Consider the following 18,010-nt stretch of genomic DNA (forward strand, 5'->3'; position numbering starts at 1 on the left):
GATCGATCGGGCAGAATCGGCCCCAAAGGGGGGCCGGGCGACTTTCCCGCCCTCAGACGCGACATGGAAGAGGCATGAACAGGCTGACCCGAATTCTCCGCGCCACGCTTCGTTACGCCGGCTACGGCCTGGCCGTCCTCCTCCTCGTCTGCCTCGCCGCCGTGGGCTTCGTCGGCTTCACCGATGCGGGCGCGCGCCTTGCCGCCTCCTACGCGGAGGACCTTGCCGCGGAGAGCGGCCAGATCGTCTCCATCCGCGAGCCGTCCGGTCTGCTGACGGGACGGCTGCGCGCCGCCGAGATCACGCTCGCCGACGAGAAGGGCGTCTATGCGGAGATCCGCGACCTCGCCGTCGACTGGTCGCCGCTCGATCTCGCCGGCCTGCGCTTCGACGCCGAGCGGATCGCCGCGTCCTCCGTCTCGCTGCACCGCCTGCCGGAATCGGGGTCGCAGGACACGTCCTCCGGCTCGGGCTTCTCGCTGCCGGTGGAGGTGCATGTCGGCGCGCTCGACGTGCCGGAACTCCTCGTCTCGGCGGCCGTCGCCGGCCGCGAGCAGCGGATCGTGCTGTCGGGCAGCGGCGACGCCACGGCCGAGCGGGTGGCGGTGAAGCTCGCCGCGGCCGAGACGGACCGGCCGGATGCGCGCGCGGCCGCCGACATCGTCTTCGATCCGGCCGGAAACGAGCTCAGGCTGGAGGCGGACGTCAGCGAGCCGAAGGGCGGGCTCATCGCCACGCTGCTGCGGCTGCCCGGCGCGCCGGCCGTGTCGATCCGGCTCACCGGCGACGGACCGCTGTCGCAATGGGCGGGACGGCTGACGGCCGCGCTCGACGGCGAGGAGATGCTGCGGCTCGACGGGCGCCACGATCTCTCGACGTCCGGCCTGCACCGGATCGCGCTTGCCGGCGGCGGCGCCTTCGACGCGCTGATGCCGCCGCAGCTGCGCCCGCTCTTCGCCGGCGAGACCGGCATCGACGTCGTCGCCGCCTTCGACGGGTCGGACATGCTGAGCATCGAGAAGGGCGACATCTCGACCGGGGCGATGACGCTCGCCGCCTCCGGCACGGTCAGCGCGCGGGGCACGAACGACCTCGACCTCCGCCTTTCCGGCAAGGACGGGCCGATCGACTTCCGCTGGCCATTGGCGGACGGCGACGTGCGCCTGCTGGTCTCCGGTGCGGAGGTCTCGCTCTCGGGCGAGGCGCGCGCCGCGGTGCTCGATGCGACGGCGACGGTCGCCTCCGCTGCGTTCCCCGCCGGCCGGGTCGACAACATCCGCCTTTCCGCGAAAAGCGCCGCCTTCGACGTGGCGAACCGCTCGGGCAAGGTCGACCTGACGGCGGAGACGGGCGCCACGGCCTTCGCCAGCGCCGATCTCGACCGGATGGTCAAGGGGCCGGCGAAGCTCGCCGCGACGCTCGACGTCGGGCCGGAACGGATCGGCTTCGATCCGGTAACGCTCGAAAGCGCCAGCATCGGCGGCACGCTTTCCGGCGAGCACGGGTTGTCGAGCGGTGCGACATCGGTCGCGTTCCGCCTCTTCGCGCTGCCCGCCGTGCTGCCGGAGGCGCTGGCCGGCAAGTTTGACACCACCATCGCGCTCGAAGGCAGGCTTGCCCGGTCGGGTGACGGTGCGGTCGAGGTCTCCGACCTCCAGGTGAAATCGGGTACCGCCGAGGCGGGCGGCACGGTGTCGCTCGGCGACGGGCAGTTGCAGGCGACGCTTTCCGGCAAGGTGCTCGATCTCGGCAGGCTCCTCTCCGACGCGGCGGGCGAGGCGGCCTTCGACCTCTCGGCCTCCGGCCCGCTCGATGCGCTGGACGTGGCCGGCAGGATCACGTCCAGCGGGGCGACGCTCTCCGGCCGCACGCTCAGCGATCTCGTCGTCACGCTCGACGGCAAGGCGGTGGCCGACAGGCCGAGCGGCACGCTGACGGCGACGGGCGCGCTCGACGGGCAGGCGATCAACGTGCGCGCCGAGGTCTCGTCCGAGGGCGGGCGGATCGGCGTGCCGGTCATCGAGGCGGAGATCGGGCCGAACACGCTGAAGGGCTCGCTGTCGCTTGCGGCGGATTTCATGCCGGACGGCACCATCCGCTTCGACTTCCCCGACCTGTCGCTGCTCGCGGCGATGGCCGGCGAGAAGGCATCCGGCGACCTCGCCGGCAATATCGTCATCGCCACGCGGAACGGCCGGACCTCGGCCACGGTGGAGGCGTCCGGCTCGGCGGTGGGCCGCGATGCGGTCAGCATCGCGAAGCCCTCCGTCGATCTCGAGATCGCCGATCTCGCCACGGCGGCGGTTTCCGGCACCGTCAGGGCGGAGCGCGTCTCCTCCGGCGAGAACCGCCTCGACGGGCTGAACCTCGCCTTCCTGCGCGAGGGAACCAGCACCGGCTTCGATCTCTCCGGCCGGCTGGACGGAAAGGCGCTTGCGACCAAGGGGCGGGTCGAGCAGCGCGGCGGCGGGCTCGACATCGCGCTGCAGAGCTTCGAGGCCGCGCCGCGCGGCATCGCGCTGAAGCTTGCCAAGCCGACGCGGATCGCCGTCGCGAACGGTGCGGCCGCGCTCGACGCGCTGACCGTGCAGGCCGGCCGAGGGACCGTCGCGGTGTCCGGGCGGGCAGGCGAGACGCTCGACCTTTCGCTGCGCCTCAATGCCGTGCCGGCCGGGCTCGTCGAGACGTTCTCGCCCGGCCTCGCCCCCGAGGGGTCGATCGGCGGCACGGTCACGGTCAAGGGGCGGGCGGCCGCACCCGTCGTCGGCTATCAGCTCACCTGGGACGGGGCGGCGACGAGCCAGACCAGGGCGGCGGGCCTCGGCGCGCTCACCATCCGCGCCGACGGCGACTATGCCAACGACCGCGTCCGCCTCGACACGGTGCTGAGCGGCGGGGGCGGGCTTTCGTTCCGCGGCGGCGGCACGGTGGGCGTCACCGGCACGATGCCGCTTGCGCTGAAATTCAGCGGCACGGTGCCGTTCGGCCTGCTGCAGGCCCAGCTTGCCGCGCAGGGCTTCACGCTGACGGGCAACGCGGCGGTCGACCTGTCGATCTCCGGCACCGCGGGGGCGCCCGCCGTCAACGGCACGATCACGGCGCGGGGGGCGCGCCTCGTCGACGTGCGCCGCAACCTCGCCGTGGAAAACCTGTCGCTCGCCGTCTCGCTCGACGGCCGGCAGGCGGTGATCCGCGAGCTGTCCGGCCGGCTTGCGAGCGGCGGCGGCATCTCGGCGAGCGGCACCATCGGCATCCAGCCCGGCAGCGGCTTCCCGGTCGACGTCGCCGTCAAGCTCTCCGACATGACCTATGTGGACGGCACGCTGGTCGCGGCCAACCTCACCGGCGACCTCACGCTCAAGGGGCCGGCGCTGACGGGGCTGATGCTCGGCGGCAACGTCCGCGTCAACAAGGCCAACATCACCATTCCGCAGAAGCTGCCGGCCTCGCTGTCGGAGATCGACATCAAGCACCGCAACGCGCCCGCCGCCGTCCAGCGCATGACGGCGGACGTCAAGCGCGACGAGGGCGGCGACGGCGCTGCGCGCGGGATCGGGCTCGACCTCACGATCTCCGCGCCCGGCCAGATCTTCGTGCGCGGGCGCGGCATCAATGCGGAGTTCGGCGGCAGCCTGCGCATCACCGGCACGTCCTCGGCGCCGAGCATTTCCGGCGGCTTCGAGCTCGAGCGCGGGCGGATGGAGATCCTGACCCGCCGGCTCGACTTCACCAGCGCCCGCATCGGCTTTGCCGGCGGGCTCGTGCCGACCGTCGACCTCGTCGCCGCCACCGCGGTCGATTCGACCTCGATCACGGTGACGGTGGCCGGCACCGCCAACAACCCGACCGTCACCTTCGCCTCCTCGCCGTCGCTGCCGCAGGACGAGATCCTGGCGCAGCTCATCTTCCGCCGCTCGATGTCGAACCTCTCGGCCTTGCAGATCGCCCAGCTCGCCGCCGCCGCGAGCGAGCTTGCCGGCGGGCGCTCGACCGGGCTCCTCAACAGCCTGCGCAGCAAGCTCGGCGTCGACGACCTCGACATCACCACGGACGCGGAGGGCCGCGCGCAGGTCTCGGCGGGAAAATATCTCAACGACCGGACCTATATCGAGCTGAAGCAGGACCCGGAGACGAACGGCGCGAAGGCCGTGATCAACCTCGACATCGGCCGCGGCCTCAAGCTGCGCGGCGAGGCCGGCAGCGGCGGCAGCGCGGGGGCCGGCATCTTTTACGAGAAGGAATATTGAGGTTTCCCCTCATCCGCCTGCCGGCACCTTCTCCCCGCCGGGGAGAAGGTGGCCCGGAGGGCCGGATGAGGGGGTCGTCAGAGAAGCGCGTTCTTCGTCGTCTTCAGAAGAATGTTCGTCTCCGTCACGGTGATGCCGTCGATGAGGCGGATGCGGCGCAGCGTCTCGTCGAAGGTGCCGAGGTCCTTGTCCTCCAGCTCGGCGATGAAGTCCCAGCGGCCGTTGGTGGAATGGAGCGCGCGCACCTGCGGCAGGCCGCGCAGTTGCGCGGCGACGCGGTCGGCCATCTTGCCGTGCACCTCGATCATGACGATGGCCCGCACGCCGCTGCCCGTCAGCTCCGCGCCGGTGCGGATGGTGAAGGCGGCGATGGTGCCGGAGGAGACGAGCCGGTCGATGCGGGCGGCGACGGTGGCGCGCGAGGCCCCCGTCATCGCCGCGAGCGAGGAGACGGAGGTGCGGGCATTGTGGCGCAGCGCACCGATCAGGGCGTGATCGAGATCGTCCAGGTTGATCATGATGTCGATCCGGCTTGTCAAATTGGTAATAGTGGCGGTCTTTCTGCCAGTTTATCCTCTTTTTGCCAACGTTGCGAAGGACCATAATCGTTCCCAAAAACGAGATGGGGCATTCATGGCTGACACTGCAAAACAGATCGCGCTGATCGGCGCGCCGCTCGAAGAGGGCTCCGGCCGCCGGGGCGCGGCGATGGGGCCGACGGCGCTTCGCATCGCCGGCATCGACACGACGCTCGCCGAGCTCGGCCACGGCGTGACCGACGAGGGCGACCTGCGGCCGCTGCCGGCGCGCGATCTCGCCAACCATCCCCGCGCCAACAACCTGCAGGTCGTCGCCGCCTTCACGCGCGCGCTCGACGCGGCCGTCTTCGACGCGGCCGAGGCCGGGCGCTTCCCGCTCGTGCTCGGCGGCGACCATGCGCTGTCGATGGGCTCGGTCTCCGGCATGGCGCGCCATGCGGCGAAGGCCGGCCGGCCGCTCTTCGTGCTGTGGCTCGACGCGCATGCGGATTTCAACTCGCCGGCCACCTCGCCCTCCGGCAACATGCACGGCATGCCGGTCGCCTTCTTCTGCGGCGAGGCGGAGTTCGCGCCGATCCTGGAGAAGGGCCGGCCGCTGGTCGACCCGAAGAACGTCTTCCAGGTCGGCATCCGCTCGGTCGACGCGCGCGAGCGCGAGGAAATCGCCGAGCACGGCGTCAACGTCTACGACATGCGCGCGGTGGACGAGACCGGCATGGCGCATATCATGCACGAGATCCTCGGCCGCATCAGAGCGGAGAACGGGCTGCTGCATGTCAGCTTCGACGTCGATTTCCTCGATCCGGATCTGGCGCCCGGCGTCGGCACGACGGTGCCCGGAGGGGCGACCTTCCGCGAGGCGCATCTGATCATGGAGATGCTCTGCGACAGCGGCCTCGTCTCCTCGCTCGACCTCGTCGAGCTCAATCCCTTCCTCGACGATCGCGGCAAGAGCGCGCGCATCCTCGTCGAGCTGACCGCGAGCCTTTTCGGGCGCCGCATTCTCGACCGGCCGACCCGCAGCGCCTGACACTTCCGGAGGATCCCATGACCACACCGACCGCGCGCCTGATCGAAACCGAGTACCGCCTCGGCGCCCACAATTACAAGCCGCTCGACGTGGTGCTGTCGCGCGGCGAGGGCGTGCATGTCTGGGATATCGAGGGCAACCGCTACCTCGATTGCCTCTCGGCCTATTCCGCGGTGAACCAGGGCCATTGCCACCCGAGGATCCTCGCGGCGATGGTCGAGCAGGCGGGCAAGCTGACGCTCACCTCGCGCGCCTTCCGCAACGACCAGCTCGCGCTGTTCTACGAGGAGATCGCGGCACTCACCGGCTCGCACAAGGTGCTGCCGATGAATTCCGGCGCGGAAGCGGTGGAGACGGCGATCAAGGCCGTGCGCAAGTGGGGCTACGAGGTCAAGGGCGTGCCGGCCGACAAGGCCGAGATCATCGTCTGCGCCAACAATTTCCACGGCCGCACCATCGGCATCGTCGGCTTCTCGACCGATCCGGACGCGCGCACCGGCTTCGGCCCCTTCGCGCCGGGCTTCGTCACCGTGCCCTTCGGCGACATCGACGCGTTGCGCGCGGCGATCACCGAGAATACTGTCGCCTTCCTGATCGAGCCGATCCAGGGCGAGGCGGGCGTGCTGATCCCGCCCGCCGGCTATTTCCCGGCCGTGCGCGAGCTCTGCACCGCGCACGGCGTCACGCTGATCCTCGACGAGATCCAGACCGGGCTCGGCCGCACCGGCCGGCTGCTCGCCGAGGAGCACGAGGGCATCGAGGCGGACGTGACGCTGGTCGGCAAGGCGCTGTCGGGCGGCTTCTATCCGGTCTCGGCGGTGCTGTCGAACAGCGAGGTGCTGGGCGTGCTGAAGCCCGGCCAGCACGGCTCGACCTTCGGCGGCAACCCGCTCGCATGCGCCATCGCGCGCGCGGCGCTGAAGGTCCTGGTCGAGGAGGACATGATCGGCAATTCCGCCCGCATGGGCGAGCGCTTCATGGACGGGCTCGAGGGCATCCGCTCCAACATCATCAAAGAGGTACGCGGGCGCGGGCTGATGCTCGCCGTCGAGCTCGATCCGGCTGCCGGCGGCGCGCGCAAATATTGCGAGGCGCTGAAGGCGCGCGGCATCCTCGCCAAGGACACCCACGGCGACACGATCCGCATCGCCCCGCCGCTCGTCATCACCGAAGACCAGGTGGACTGGGCGCTGGAGCAGTTCGAGGCCGTCTTGCGCGACTAGAGCAATTCCAGCAAAAGCGCCAAGCGGTTGTGCGCGGAAACGTTCTTGAAGGTTTCTTTACCGGATTGCGTCTACGCTTTGCGCCAGACGCAATCCGGGAAGACATTCGATGACGACACTGAAGACGGCCGGTTTCGACGGCGAGACGCTCGAAATCATCGCATTCCGCCTGCACGACCAGGAATTCTGCGTGAAGACCACGACCATCCGCGAGATCCGCGGCTGGGCGCCGTCGACGCCGATCCCCCATTCGCCGCCGGACGTCATCGGCGTGATGAACCTGCGCGGCACGGTCATCCCGATCATCGACCTCGCCCACAAGCTCGGCATGAAGAGCACCGAGGCCAACGAGCGCAGCGCCATCGTCGTGGCGGAGGTGCACAGCATGGTGGTGGGCCTTGTCGTCGACCGCGTCTCCGACATTCTCACCATCCGCGGCGACCAGATCCAGCCGGTGCCGGAAGTGACGACCTCCTTCGACAAGGCCTTTGCGGAAGGCATCATCGCCCACGAGAACGGCATGATCTGCTTCCTCAACCTCGCGCGCATGTTCAAGGAGCGCGACGTCGAGGACATGGCCGCCTGATCAGCCTTCGGCCGGGGCCTTCGCGGGTTCCGGCGGGCGATGGATGAGGGGCATGGCCTCGAGCACCAGCGGGTCCAGCCCCTCGCCGCCGTGGCGGTCGACGATCTCGAACAGCGCGCGGCGCATGCGCGGCTCCCAGAACTTGTTGATATGGGTCGCGACCCCCGGCGCCCGCTCCTCGGCCCTGGGCTGGGAATGGAAGAAGATGGCGATCTGGTTCGCCATCCTGACGAGCTTGTTTCCGTCCGACACGCGTGCCTCCTAAGCGTTTCCGGCCTGTCGCGCGGCCGCCGAAGCCACGCGCCCGGCGCCGGTGAAAATCTCGAATTCGTCGCCGCGCACCAGCGCGATCAGCGTCATGCCCGCCTCTTCGGCCGTGCGGATGGCAAGCGCCGTCGGCGCGGAGATGGCGATGATGAAGGGGCTGCCGATGACGGCGGTCTTCTGCACCATCTCGACCGAGACGCGGCTGGTGACGACGACCGCGCCGGCGCTGCCGGCATGTCCCGCGCGGCGGGCCGCGCCGGCGAGCTTGTCCAGCGCATTGTGCCGGCCGACGTCCTCGCGCACGGCGACGAGGCCCTTGCCCGGCACGTAGAAGCCTGCGCCGTGGACGGCGCGCGTGGCGATGTGCAGCGGCTGCTGGCCGTTCAGGAGCCGAATGGCCTCGACGATCTCGTCCTCGCTCAATGTAAGCTGTGACGAATGGACGGACGGTGTGACGCGCACGGCCTGCTCGATCGATTCGATGCCGCAGAGGCCGCAGCCGACGGGGCCGGCCATGTGGCGGCGGCGCGCGGTCAGCGCGTCGTTCTGCGGTTCGGCGAGGCGGATCTGCAGGTCGATGCCCTTCTCCTCCGCGACGATCTCGACGGTCTCGATCTCCGACGGATCGGCGACGATACCCTCGGTCAGGCTGAAGCCGACGGCGAAGTCTTCCAGATCGGCGGGCGTCGCCATCATCACGGCATGGGTCGAACCGGCATAGGAAAAGGCGACGGGCGTCTCCTCCGGCACGGTGCGTTCGCCGGATGACAGCCGCCCGCCGCGGCGGGCGAGCTCGGCAACCCTGGTGGTGGTGGCGAAGTCCGTCACTGCCGTTCCTATTCCGCCGCCTCCAGCTTGCCGGCGATGCGGCGCGTCCGGCGCGACAGGTCCTCGTATTCGATCTGCCATTCGGACGGGCCGTTCGAGGGCGAGACCTGCACCGCCGTCACCTTGTATTCCGGGCAGTTGGTCGCCCAGTCGGAGAAGTCGGTGGTGATGAGGTTCGCCTGCGTGTCCGGATGGTGGAAGGTCGTGTAGACGACGCCGGGGGCGACGCGGTCGGTGACGAGCGCGCGCAGCGTCGTCTCGCCGGAGCGGCTGGAAAGCCGCACCCAGTCGCCGTCGCGGATGCCGCGGTTCTCGGCGTCGTGCGGATGGATCTCCAGCCGGTCCTCGTCGTGCCAGACGACGTTCTCCGTGCGCCGCGTCTGCGCACCGACATTGTACTGGCTGAGGATGCGGCCGGTGGTGAGCAGCAGCGGGAAGCGCGGCCCCGTCTTCTCGTCGGTCGCGACATATTCGGTGCGGATGAACTTGCCCTTGCCGCGCACGAAGCCGTTCACGTGCATGATCGGCGAGCCTTCCGGCGTCTTCTCGTTGCAGGGCCACTGGACGGAGCCCATCTTCTCCAGGAGATCGTAGGAGACGAGCGCGAAGCTCGGCGTCGTCGCGGCGATCTCGTCCATGATCTCGGACGGATGGGTGTAATTCCAGTCAAGCCCCATGGTGCGGGCGAGGTTCTGCGTCACCTCCCAGTCGGCATAGCCGTTGCGCGGCGTCATCACCTTGCGCACGCGGTTGATGCGGCGCTCGGCATTGGTGAAGGTGCCGTCCTTTTCGAGGAAGGTCGAGCCCGGCAGGAAGACGTGGGCGTAACGCGCCGTCTCGTTGAGGAAGAGATCCTGCACGACGACGCATTCCATCGCGGCGAGGCCGGCGGAGACGTGCTTCGTGTCCGGGTCGGACTGCAGGATGTCCTCGCCCTGGACGTAGAGGCCCTTGAACGTGCCCTCGACGGCGGCGTCCAACATGTTGTTGATGCGCAGGCCCGGCTCCGCGTTGAGGGTGACGCCCCACAGCTTCTCGAAGATGTCGCGGGTGGCGTCGTCGGAGATGTGGCGGTAGCCCGGCAGCTCGTGCGGGAAGGAGCCCATGTCGCAGGAGCCCTGGACGTTGTTCTGGCCGCGTAGCGGATTCACGCCGACCCCCGGCCGGCCGAGATTGCCGGTCGCCATGGCGAGGTTGGCGATGGCCATGACGGTCGTCGAGCCCTGGCTGTGCTCGGTGACGCCGAGGCCGTAGTAGATCGCGCCGTTGCCGCCGGTGGCGTAGAGGCGGGCGGCGCCGCGGATCAGGTCGGCCGGCACGCCGGAGAGCTTCTCCACCTCCTCGGGGCTGTGGCGCGGCTCGGCGACGAAGGCGGCCCAGTCCTCGAATTCCGACCAGTCGCAGCGCTCGCGGATGAAGCGCTCGTCGTAGAGGCCCTCGGTGACGATGACATGGGCGAGCGCCGTGACGACGGCGACGTTGGTGCCGGGCTTCAGCGGCAGGTGGAACGACGCCTTGACGTGCGGCGAGGAGACGAGGTCGATGCGGCGCGGGTCGATGACGATGAGCTTCGCCCCTTGGCGCAGCCGCTTCTTCATGCGCGAGCCGAAGACCGGATGGGCGTCGGTCGGGTTGGCGCCGATCACCAGGATCACGTCCGAATGCTCGACCGAATCGAAGTCCTGCGTGCCGGCGGAGGTGCCGAAGGTCTGGCCGAGGCCGTAGCCGGTCGGCGAGTGGCAGACGCGGGCGCAGGTATCGACGTTGTTGTTGCCGAAGCCGGCGCGGATCAGCTTCTGGACGAGGTAGGTCTCCTCGTTGGTGCAGCGCGACGAGGTGATGCCGCCGACCGAATCGCGGCCGTACTGGTACTGGATGCGGCGGAATTCGGAAGCCACGTGCTGATAGGCCTCCTCCCACGTCACCTCGCGCCAGGGATCGGTGATCTTCTCGCGGATCATCGGATTGAGGATGCGGTCGCGGTGGGTCGAATAGCCGTAGGCGAAGCGGCCCTTGACGCAGGAATGGCCGCGATTGGCCTTGCCGTCCTTCCACGGCACCATGCGCACCAGCTCCTCGCCGCGCATCTCCGCCTTGAACGAGCAGCCGACGCCGCAATAGGCGCAGGTGGTGACGACGGAATGTTCCGGCTGGCCGATCTCGATCACCGACTTCTCCGTCAGCGTCGCCGTCGGGCAGGCCTGCACGCAGGCGCCGCAGGAGACGCATTCGGACGAGACGAAATCCTCGTGCATGCCGGGCGAGACGCGGCTGTCGAAGCCGCGGCCCTCGATCGTCAGCGCGAAGGTACCCTGCACCTCCTCGCAGGCGCGCACGCAGCGCGAGCAGACGATGCACTTGGACGGGTCGTAGGTGAAATAGGGATTTGATTCGTCCTTCGGCATCCAGCGGGCGTTCGCCTCGCCGTTGTTGCGGGCGCGCACGTGGTTGTCGCCCTCGTAGCCGTAGCGCACGTCGCGGAGCCCCACGGCGCCGGCCATGTCCTGCAGCTCGCAGTCGCCATTCGCCGCGCAGGTGAGGCAGTCGAGCGGATGGTCGGAGATGTAGAGCTCCATCACGCCCTTGCGGAGCTGCTTCAGCCGCTCGGTCTGGGTGTGGACGACCATGCCGGGGGAGACGGGCGTGGTGCAGGAGGCGGGGGTGCCGTTGCGCCCCTCGATCTCGACGAGACAGAGGCGGCAGGAGCCGAAGGCGTCGACCATGTCGGTGGCGCAGAGCTTCGGCACCTGGATGCCGGCCTCCATCGAGGCGCGCATGACCGACGTGCCCTCCGGCACGTTGATCTCGTTGCCGTCGATGACGAGCGTCACCGTCTTCTCGGAGCGGGAGGCGGGCGTGCCGTAGTCGATTTCTTGAACCAGGGGCATGGGTGTCACTCCGCTGCTTGCTTTCCGGCCGCATAGCGCGCGAGGCGCTCGGACAGCGTGCCGGTGTGCAGTTCGAACAGATGGTTGTCGTCGTCGTAGAAATAGAGCGAGCGGCCCTCGCCGGGAACGCGCGGGCGCGGGGGCAACATGCGAAGCCCGAGCGTCTCCACGCGGCGGCGGTAGTCGTCGAATTCGGCGTCGTCGATCTTGAAGGCGACGTGGTTGTAGCTCGTCGTCGCGAGCGGCTCGCCCTCCATGATGGCGATCCACAGGTCGCCGACGAGGAAGAACTTCTCCGGCGCGACGGAGAAGGTCTCCGCGCCGCTCGAATAGACTTCCTTTGCGTCGAGGAGCTCGATCAGGATGCGGGCCGTGCGGTCGAGGTCGCGCACGACGAAGGTCATATGGGAGAGGCCCTGGATCATTCGGCGGCCTCCACCAGTGGCGAGGGCGAGAAATCCTCGGGGAAGTGGGTCATGGCGCTCAGCACCGGATAGGGCGTGAAGCCGCCGAGCGCGCAGAGCGAGCCGAACTTCATCGTGTTGCAGAGGTCGGCGAGCAGTTCGCGGTTCTTCTCCGGCTCGATGCCGCGGGCGATCCGGTCGGCCGTCTCGACGCCGCGCGTCGAGCCGATGCGGCAGGGCGTGCACTTGCCGCAGCTCTCGACGGCGCAGAACTCCATGGCGAAGCGCGCCTGCTTCAGCATGTCGGCGGTGTCGTCGAAGACGGTGATGCCGGCATGGCCGATGAGGCCGTCCTTCGCGGCGAAGGCCTCGTAGTCGAAGGGCGTGTCGAAGAGGGCGCGCGGGAAATAGGCGCCGAGCGGGCCACCCACCTGCACCGCCTTCACTGGCCTGCCGGAGGCGGTGCCGCCGCCGATGGTGTCGACGATCTCGCCCAGCGTGAGGCCGAAGGCGGTCTCGTAGAGGCCGCCACGCTTCACGTTGCCGGCGATCTGGATCGGGATCGTGCCGCGCGAGCGGCCCATGCCGAAGTCGCGGTAATAGGCGGCACCCTTGTCCATGATGACGGGCACGGAGGCGAGCGAGATGACGTTGTTGACGACCGTCGGGCGGCCGAGGAAGCCCTGCAGGGCGGGAAGCGGCGGCTTGGCGCGGACAATGCCGCGTTTTCCCTCCAGGCTGTTGAGGAGCGCGGTCTCCTCGCCGCAGACATAGGCGCCCGCGCCGGTGCGGATCTCCATGTCGAAGGCCTTGCCGGAGCCGAGCACGTTCGCACCGAGGACGCCGGCGGCGCGGGCGATCCCGACGGCGGCCTGCATGGCGGCGATGGCGTGCGGATATTCGGAGCGGGTGTAGACGTAGCCCTTCGTCGCGCCGGTGGCGATGCCGGCGATCGCCATGCCCTCGATCAGCACGAAGGGATCGCCCTCCATGATCATGCGGTCGGCGAAGGTACCGCTGTCGCCCTCGTCGGCGTTGCAGACGATGTATTTCTGCGGGCCTTGCGCATCGAGGACAGTCTTCCACTTGATGCCGGTCGGAAAGCCTGCGCCGCCGCGGCCGCGCAGGCCGCTGTCGGTGACGTCCTTGACAATATCGGCGGGTGCCATGGCGACGGCCTTTTCCAGGCCTTTCAGGCCGCCATGGGCCTTGTAGTCGGTAAGCGAGAGCGGATCGGTGACGCCGCAGCGGGCGAAGGTGAGGCGGGTCTGGCTCTTGAGGAAGGGGATTTCCTCGGTAAGGCCGAGACAGAGCGGGTGCGGCCCGCCATCGGCGAGTCCCGCGTCGAAGAGGGAGGCCACGTCTGCAGCCCTGACCGGGCCATAGGCGAGGCGGCCGATGGGCGTCTCGACCTCGACCAGCGGCTCCAGCCAGTGCATGCCGCGCGAACCGTTGCGGACGATCACGGCGTCGAGACCGCGGGCGGCGATCTCGCGGGCTGCGGCATCGGCCACCTTGTCGGCGCCGAGCGCAAGGGCGGCGGCATCGCGGGGGATGTAGATGCGGGCGGTCATCGGCGGGCCTCCGCGATCAGGTCCTTCGCTCCGTCGATGTCGAGCCGGCCGTGCACCGCGCCGTCCAGCATGGCGGCGGGTGCGCAGGAACAGAGCCCGAGACAGTAGACGGGTTCGAGCGTCACGGCGCCGTCGAGCGTGGTCTGGTGGAAATCGATGCCGAGCAGCGCCTTCACGCGCTCGGCGAGGTCGTCGCCGCCCATCGACTGGCAGGCCTCGGCGCGACAGAGCTTCAGGACGTGGCGGCCGGCCGGATGGTCGCGATAGTCGTGGTAGAAGGTGACGACGCCGTGCACCTCGGCGCGCGACAGGTTGAGCTCGCGCGCGATCACCGGCAGGCATTCCTGCGGCACGTAGCCGAACTCGGCCTGGATCTCGTGCAGGATCGGCAGAAGCGGGCCTTCCAGCCCCTTCAGCGCGCGGACGATCGCCAGCGTCCTCTCGTCGACATCGTTGCCGGTGACATGCACATTCATGGTCAGCCTCCCAACCGACGCGAACGGGCCGCTCAAGGGAAGATGCAACCTGCCGCGCCGAACGTCCTGGATATCCGGCGGGATCGCCATCCTCGCCTGCGCCCCTTCAGCTTCTCAGCCGGGGCCCGGCCGGTCAATAAAGCTCTTCCGTCGATCAATAGATAATTCCTATCAATCGATGCCGGATTCGGCAAGGATCCGCGCCTGGTGCAGCAGGGCGGAGACCAGCGGCGTGAAGGGCTCGCGGTGGGTGGCCACCAGCCCGACGATGTGGTGGGCGGCCGGCTCGGTGATCGGTACGATGGCGATTTCCCTGTGAAATCCGAAGGATCGCGCGACGTTGCGCGGCATGATGCTCGACCAGCGGCCGGTCAGGACATGCGAGAGCAGGACGATCATGGAATTCGATTCCAGCCGCGGACGGACGTTCACGCCCGCTTCCTGGAAATGCTGGTTGATGATGCGCCGGTTCTGCATGTCGGCGGTCATCAGGCAGAGGCTGAGCCCGGCGACCTCCTTCCAGGTCACGCTCTCGCGGTCGGAGAGCGGATTGCCGACCGCGGTGATCAGATGGTAGCGCTCGGCATGCAGCGGCACGCTGGTCACGCGGCCGAGCGGCTCGTTCTCCAGATAGGTGAGGCCGGCGTCGATCTCCAGGTTTTCCAGGAGACTGAGGATCTGCAGCGAGGTGGTCGACGTCACGGAGAAGGTGACGTCCGGGTGCTTCTCCTGGAAGGGCGCGGTGATGCGCGGCACCATGGCGAGCGTCGTCGGGATGGCGGCAAGGCGGATATGGCCGGAGAGGCCCTTGCGCGCCGCCCGCATTTCCTCGCGCATCGTGCGGGTGTCGCCGACGATGCGGCGCGCCCATTCGAGCACGCGCTGGCCTTCCGGCGTCAGGCTCTGGAAGCGCGAGCCGCGGTTGACGAGGATGACGCCGAGCTGGTCCTCCAGCTGCCGGATCGCCGCCGACAGCGTCGGCTGCGAGATGCCGAGCTCGGCGGCGGCGTGGGCGAAATGCTTCTCGCGGGCGAGGGCGATGAAATATTCGAGCTTGTCTATCATGCGGGCTGCGGCCTCCGTCGTCCTTGATACAAAAGAACGATGGCCACACCAACCGCCATGGCCCAATATGCCGGGCGAAAGCCGATAAAGAGGAGAGGGCACGATGACGTTCCGGGCATTGCTTGTCGAGAAGGATGCGGACGGGGCGGTTTCCGCCGCGATGCAGGACGTGGAGGAGGCCCGCCTTCCCGAGGGCGACGTGACGGTCGCGGTGGACTATTCGACGCTCAACTACAAGGACGGGCTCTGCATGACGGGCCAGGGCGGGCTGGTGCGCAGCTATCCGCATGTGCCGGGCGTCGATTTCGCCGGCACGGTGGAGGCCTCCGACGATCCGCGCTACAGGCCGGGCGACCGGGTGGTGCTGACCGGCTGGCGCGTCGGTGAGGTCCGCTGGGGCGGTTTCGCGACGCGCGCCCGCGTCAAGGCGGACTGGCTGGTGCCGCTGCCGGAGCAGCTTTCGACCCGGCAGGCGATGGCGATCGGCACGGCGGGGCTGACCGCCATGCTCGCCGTCATGGCGCTGGAGAAGGCCGGGCTCTCGCCGCTTTCCGGCGAGGTGCTGGTGACGGGGGCGGCGGGCGGCGTCGGTTCTATCGCCGTCGCGCTGCTTTCCCGGCTCGGCTATACGGTCGCGGCCGTCACCGGCCGGCCGGAAGCCGCAAGCTATCTCAGGGATCTCGGCGCGGAGACGATCGTCGCACGCGAAGAGCTTGCCGAGGCCTCCTCGAAGCCGCTCGAATCGGAGCGCTGGGCGGGCGGGATCGACGCGGTCGGCGGCGACATGCTCGCCCGCGTCCTCAAGCAGACGAAATATGGCGGCGCGGTCGCCGCCGTCGGTCTTGCAGCGGGGGCGGCGGTGCCGTCCTTCACCGTCATCCCCTTCCTTCTGCGCGGGGTGAGCCTCCTCGGCATCGATTCGGTGATGCGGCCCTACAACGAGCGGGTCGACGCCTGGAACCGCATCGCCGCCGACCTGCCGATGGACAAGCTGGAGGCGATGGTGGCGGAATACGGCCTCTCGGACCTGCCGGAGCTCGGCCGGAAAATCCTCGCCGGTCAGGTCAAGGGACGCGCCGTGATCGACGTCAACGCCTGAGGCTTCGAGCGCTTTACGCAATTCCGGACGCAAAACCGCGTTCCGCACTTTTGCTGGAATTGCTCAGCACATCAGCTGGCCGCCGTTCACCTCCAGCACCTGGCCGGTGATGTAGCCGGAGAGCGAGTTCGCGGCGAGGAAGAGATAGGCGGGGGCGCAGTCCTCCGCTGTGCCGAGCCGCTGCAGCGGGATGGTCCTGCGCGTCGCCTCCAGCTTCTCCGCCGAGGAATAGCGCTCGTGGAAATCCGTGGCGATGGTGCCCGGCGAGACGCAGTTGACGCGGATGCCGTCCGGCGCGAGCTCGCGGGCGAGCGCCTTGGAATAGGTCGCGACGAAGGCCTTGGTCGCCGAATAGATCGCCGAGCCGGGACTGCCGCCCGTCAGCGCCGAGATCGAGACGGTGTTGACGATCGCCGCATGCGGCGCGCGGCGCAGGAAGGGGATGAGCGCCCGCGTGACGGCGACGACCGAGGTCTGGTTGAGCCGCACCACCGTCTCGTACTGCTCGTCCGTCAGCTCGCCCGCCGGGAAACGGCCGACCATGGTGCCGGCATTGTTGACCAGCACGTCGACATGGGGAAACAGGCTGTCGACCTGCCGCAGCACGGTGTCGGCCCCGCCTTCCTCCAGGAAATCGGCATGCATGACATGGGCGCGGGCCTCGGCGACGGCGCTTTCCAGGAAGTCCGGCAGGGAGCCGCGCGGCGAGCGGCCGACATGCAGCAGCACATGCGCGCCGCAATCGAGGAACTGCCGGGCGACCTCGAGCCCGATGCCGCGTCCCGCGCCGGTGACGACGACGTTCGCCCCCTTGAACAAGGCTGGATGAAACATGCGGCTCTCCTCCGGATCATCGCCCCAACGACGGCAGTATCACAAAAACCGGCCCCGTCTCCAAGAAGGCGGGGCCGCCGAATTGCTATGCTTTCGCATTTCAATATCATGAAACCGAACGAAAGCAGCGGAGGGGTCGATGTTTCTCACGGGCCGCCAGGCGGAAATCCTGGATCTGGCGAAGGCGCAGGGGCGTGTGCTGGTGGAGGATCTCGCGCTGCGCTTCTCCGTGACGCCGCAGACGATCCGCAAGGACCTGAACGATCTCTGCGACGGCAAGGTGCTGACCCGCATCCACGGCGGGGCGCTGTTTCCGAGCGGCAACGAGAATGTCCGCTACGAGGCGCGGCGCGCCATCGCGGCTGCCGAGAAGCAGGCGATCGGCCGGGCGGCGGCGGCGATGATCCCCGACAACGCCTCCCTCTTCATCAACATCGGCACGACGACGGAGGCCGTCGGCGAGGCGCTGACCGACCACAAGGAACTGATGGTCATCACCAACAACATCAACGTCGCCAACCGCCTGCGCGTCTTTCCCTCGATCGAGGTGGTGATCGCCGGCGGCGTGGTGCGCGGCGCCGACGGCGGCATCGTCGGCGAAGCGGCGGTCGACTTCATCCGCCAGTTCAAGGTCGACTATGCGGTGATCGGCGTTTCGGCCATCGACGCAGACGGCTCGCTGCTCGACTTCGACTATCGCGAGGTGAAGGTCGCCCAGGCGATCATCGCCAATGCGCGCCACGTCATCCTCGTCTCCGACTCGACCAAGTTCGAGCGCACCGCGCCGGTGCGCATCGGCCATCTTTCGCAGGTCCACACGTTCATCACCGACCGTTGCCCCTCCGACGACATCCGCGCGATCTGCCAGGAGCAGGACGTGCGCCTCGTGGAGACCTCCGCGGCGCGCTGAGGCCCTTTCCCTTCCCCTTCGTTCGACCTTCGCGCGCCCG

Annotated in this window: 15 protein-coding genes; 6 read left to right on the forward strand and 9 right to left on the reverse strand. The window is 68.8% G+C overall.

All coding sequences use genetic code 11. The annotated features are described in order from the left end of the window. Positions 1-74 precede the first annotated feature (74 nt). Entirely contained in the window at positions 75-4,247 is a 4,173-nt protein-coding gene (locus NNZ72_RS12485; RefSeq protein WP_257315649.1) for a translocation/assembly module TamB domain-containing protein, read from the forward strand. 77 nt (positions 4,248-4,324) lie between these two features. On the opposite strand, the gene NNZ72_RS12490 is transcribed toward NNZ72_RS12485, so the two are convergent. Next, positions 4,325-4,765: an Lrp/AsnC family transcriptional regulator gene (locus NNZ72_RS12490; protein ID WP_257315650.1), complete on the reverse strand. Its 441-nt coding sequence runs from the start codon at positions 4,763-4,765 to the stop codon at positions 4,325-4,327. Positions 4,766-4,880: 115 nt separating this feature from the next. Between NNZ72_RS12490 and rocF the strand changes: the two genes are divergently transcribed. The 3 genes from rocF to NNZ72_RS12505 all read left to right on the forward strand — a co-directional run bounded on the left by rocF (position 4,881) and on the right by NNZ72_RS12505 (position 7,625). Then, on the forward strand, positions 4,881-5,816 hold the full coding sequence (gene rocF / locus NNZ72_RS12495) for an arginase (RefSeq protein WP_257315651.1): 936 nt from the start codon (positions 4,881-4,883) through the stop codon (positions 5,814-5,816). A 17-nt stretch (positions 5,817-5,833) separates the two neighbouring features. After that, the gene (gene rocD / locus NNZ72_RS12500) at positions 5,834-7,039 is read left to right on the forward strand and encodes an ornithine--oxo-acid transaminase (RefSeq protein ID WP_257315652.1); all 1,206 of its coding nucleotides are present in this window, start codon (positions 5,834-5,836) and stop codon (positions 7,037-7,039) included. A 109-nt stretch (positions 7,040-7,148) separates the two neighbouring features. Then, the gene (locus tag NNZ72_RS12505; protein WP_257315653.1) at positions 7,149-7,625 is read left to right on the forward strand and encodes a chemotaxis protein CheW; all 477 of its coding nucleotides are present in this window, start codon (positions 7,149-7,151) and stop codon (positions 7,623-7,625) included. Here the strand turns inward: NNZ72_RS12505 and NNZ72_RS12510 are convergent, their stop codons facing one another. The 7 genes from NNZ72_RS12510 to NNZ72_RS12540 form a co-directional block, all read right to left on the reverse strand. After that, the gene (locus NNZ72_RS12510) at positions 7,626-7,850 is read right to left on the reverse strand and encodes a formate dehydrogenase subunit delta (protein WP_257315673.1); all 225 of its coding nucleotides are present in this window, start codon (positions 7,848-7,850) and stop codon (positions 7,626-7,628) included. It abuts the gene before it with no gap. Between the two features lie 36 nt (positions 7,851-7,886). Next, positions 7,887-8,720, reverse strand: a complete 834-nt coding sequence (gene fdhD / locus NNZ72_RS12515; protein ID WP_257315654.1) for a formate dehydrogenase accessory sulfurtransferase FdhD — start codon at positions 8,718-8,720, stop codon at positions 7,887-7,889. A gap of 8 nt (positions 8,721-8,728) precedes the next feature. Then, positions 8,729-11,608: a formate dehydrogenase subunit alpha gene (gene fdhF / locus NNZ72_RS12520; protein WP_257315655.1), complete on the reverse strand. Its 2,880-nt coding sequence runs from the start codon at positions 11,606-11,608 to the stop codon at positions 8,729-8,731. A 5-nt stretch (positions 11,609-11,613) separates the two neighbouring features. Next, positions 11,614-12,033, reverse strand: coding sequence for a FosX/FosE/FosI family fosfomycin resistance hydrolase (gene fosX, locus NNZ72_RS12525; RefSeq protein WP_257315656.1), 420 nt, complete (start codon positions 12,031-12,033; stop codon positions 11,614-11,616). Continuing rightward, entirely contained in the window at positions 12,030-13,586 is a 1,557-nt protein-coding gene (locus tag NNZ72_RS12530; RefSeq protein WP_257315657.1) for a formate dehydrogenase beta subunit, read from the reverse strand. Before NNZ72_RS12530 ends, fosX begins: the two co-directional genes overlap by 4 nt. Next, positions 13,583-14,062: a formate dehydrogenase subunit gamma gene (locus NNZ72_RS12535; protein ID WP_257315658.1), complete on the reverse strand. Its 480-nt coding sequence runs from the start codon at positions 14,060-14,062 to the stop codon at positions 13,583-13,585. The genes NNZ72_RS12530 and NNZ72_RS12535 overlap by 4 nt, the downstream gene beginning before the upstream one ends. Positions 14,063-14,233: 171 nt before the next feature. After that, the gene (locus NNZ72_RS12540) at positions 14,234-15,127 is read right to left on the reverse strand and encodes a LysR family transcriptional regulator (protein ID WP_257315659.1); all 894 of its coding nucleotides are present in this window, start codon (positions 15,125-15,127) and stop codon (positions 14,234-14,236) included. Positions 15,128-15,230: 103 nt separating this feature from the next. Here NNZ72_RS12540 and acuI point away from each other — a divergent pair, with 103 nt between their 5' ends. Continuing rightward, positions 15,231-16,226 carry an acrylyl-CoA reductase (NADPH) gene (gene acuI / locus NNZ72_RS12545; RefSeq protein WP_257315660.1) on the forward strand — a complete coding sequence of 332 codons (996 nt, stop codon included), beginning with the start codon at positions 15,231-15,233 and terminating at the stop codon, positions 16,224-16,226. A gap of 63 nt (positions 16,227-16,289) precedes the next feature. Here the strand turns inward: acuI and NNZ72_RS12550 are convergent, their stop codons facing one another. Next, positions 16,290-17,060: an SDR family NAD(P)-dependent oxidoreductase gene (locus NNZ72_RS12550; protein ID WP_257315661.1), complete on the reverse strand. Its 771-nt coding sequence runs from the start codon at positions 17,058-17,060 to the stop codon at positions 16,290-16,292. Positions 17,061-17,199: 139 nt separating this feature from the next. Here NNZ72_RS12550 and NNZ72_RS12555 point away from each other — a divergent pair, with 139 nt between their 5' ends. Next, a complete protein-coding gene (locus tag NNZ72_RS12555) occupies positions 17,200-17,970 on the forward strand; it encodes a DeoR/GlpR family DNA-binding transcription regulator (RefSeq protein WP_257315662.1) in 771 nt (256 codons plus the stop codon). Positions 17,971-18,010: the final 40 nt, after the last annotated feature.

Source organism: Shinella pollutisoli, assembly GCF_024609765.1.
Lineage (GTDB): Bacteria > Pseudomonadota > Alphaproteobacteria > Rhizobiales > Rhizobiaceae > Shinella > Shinella pollutisoli.

Bases quoted from the DNA above. Each gene is read 5' to 3' on its own strand.
- NNZ72_RS12485 (WP_257315649.1), top strand. From the start codon at position 75: ATGAACAGGCTGACCCGAATTCTCCGCGCCACGCTTCGTTACGCCGGC.
- NNZ72_RS12490 (WP_257315650.1), bottom strand. From the start codon at position 4,765: ATGATCAACCTGGACGATCTCGATCACGCCCTGATCGGTGCGCTGCGC.
- rocF (WP_257315651.1), top strand. From the start codon at position 4,881: ATGGCTGACACTGCAAAACAGATCGCGCTGATCGGCGCGCCGCTCGAA.
- rocD (WP_257315652.1), top strand. From the start codon at position 5,834: ATGACCACACCGACCGCGCGCCTGATCGAAACCGAGTACCGCCTCGGC.
- NNZ72_RS12505 (WP_257315653.1), top strand. From the start codon at position 7,149: ATGACGACACTGAAGACGGCCGGTTTCGACGGCGAGACGCTCGAAATC.
- NNZ72_RS12510 (WP_257315673.1), bottom strand. From the start codon at position 7,850: ATGGCGAACCAGATCGCCATCTTCTTCCATTCCCAGCCCAGGGCCGAG.
- fdhF (WP_257315655.1), bottom strand. From the start codon at position 11,608: ATGCCCCTGGTTCAAGAAATCGACTACGGCACGCCCGCCTCCCGCTCC.
- fosX (WP_257315656.1), bottom strand. From the start codon at position 12,033: ATGATCCAGGGCCTCTCCCATATGACCTTCGTCGTGCGCGACCTCGAC.
- NNZ72_RS12530 (WP_257315657.1), bottom strand. From the start codon at position 13,586: ATGACCGCCCGCATCTACATCCCCCGCGATGCCGCCGCCCTTGCGCTC.
- NNZ72_RS12535 (WP_257315658.1), bottom strand. From the start codon at position 14,062: ATGAATGTGCATGTCACCGGCAACGATGTCGACGAGAGGACGCTGGCG.
- NNZ72_RS12540 (WP_257315659.1), bottom strand. From the start codon at position 15,127: ATGATAGACAAGCTCGAATATTTCATCGCCCTCGCCCGCGAGAAGCAT.
- acuI (WP_257315660.1), top strand. From the start codon at position 15,231: ATGACGTTCCGGGCATTGCTTGTCGAGAAGGATGCGGACGGGGCGGTT.
- NNZ72_RS12550 (WP_257315661.1), bottom strand. From the start codon at position 17,060: ATGTTTCATCCAGCCTTGTTCAAGGGGGCGAACGTCGTCGTCACCGGC.
- NNZ72_RS12555 (WP_257315662.1), top strand. From the start codon at position 17,200: ATGTTTCTCACGGGCCGCCAGGCGGAAATCCTGGATCTGGCGAAGGCG.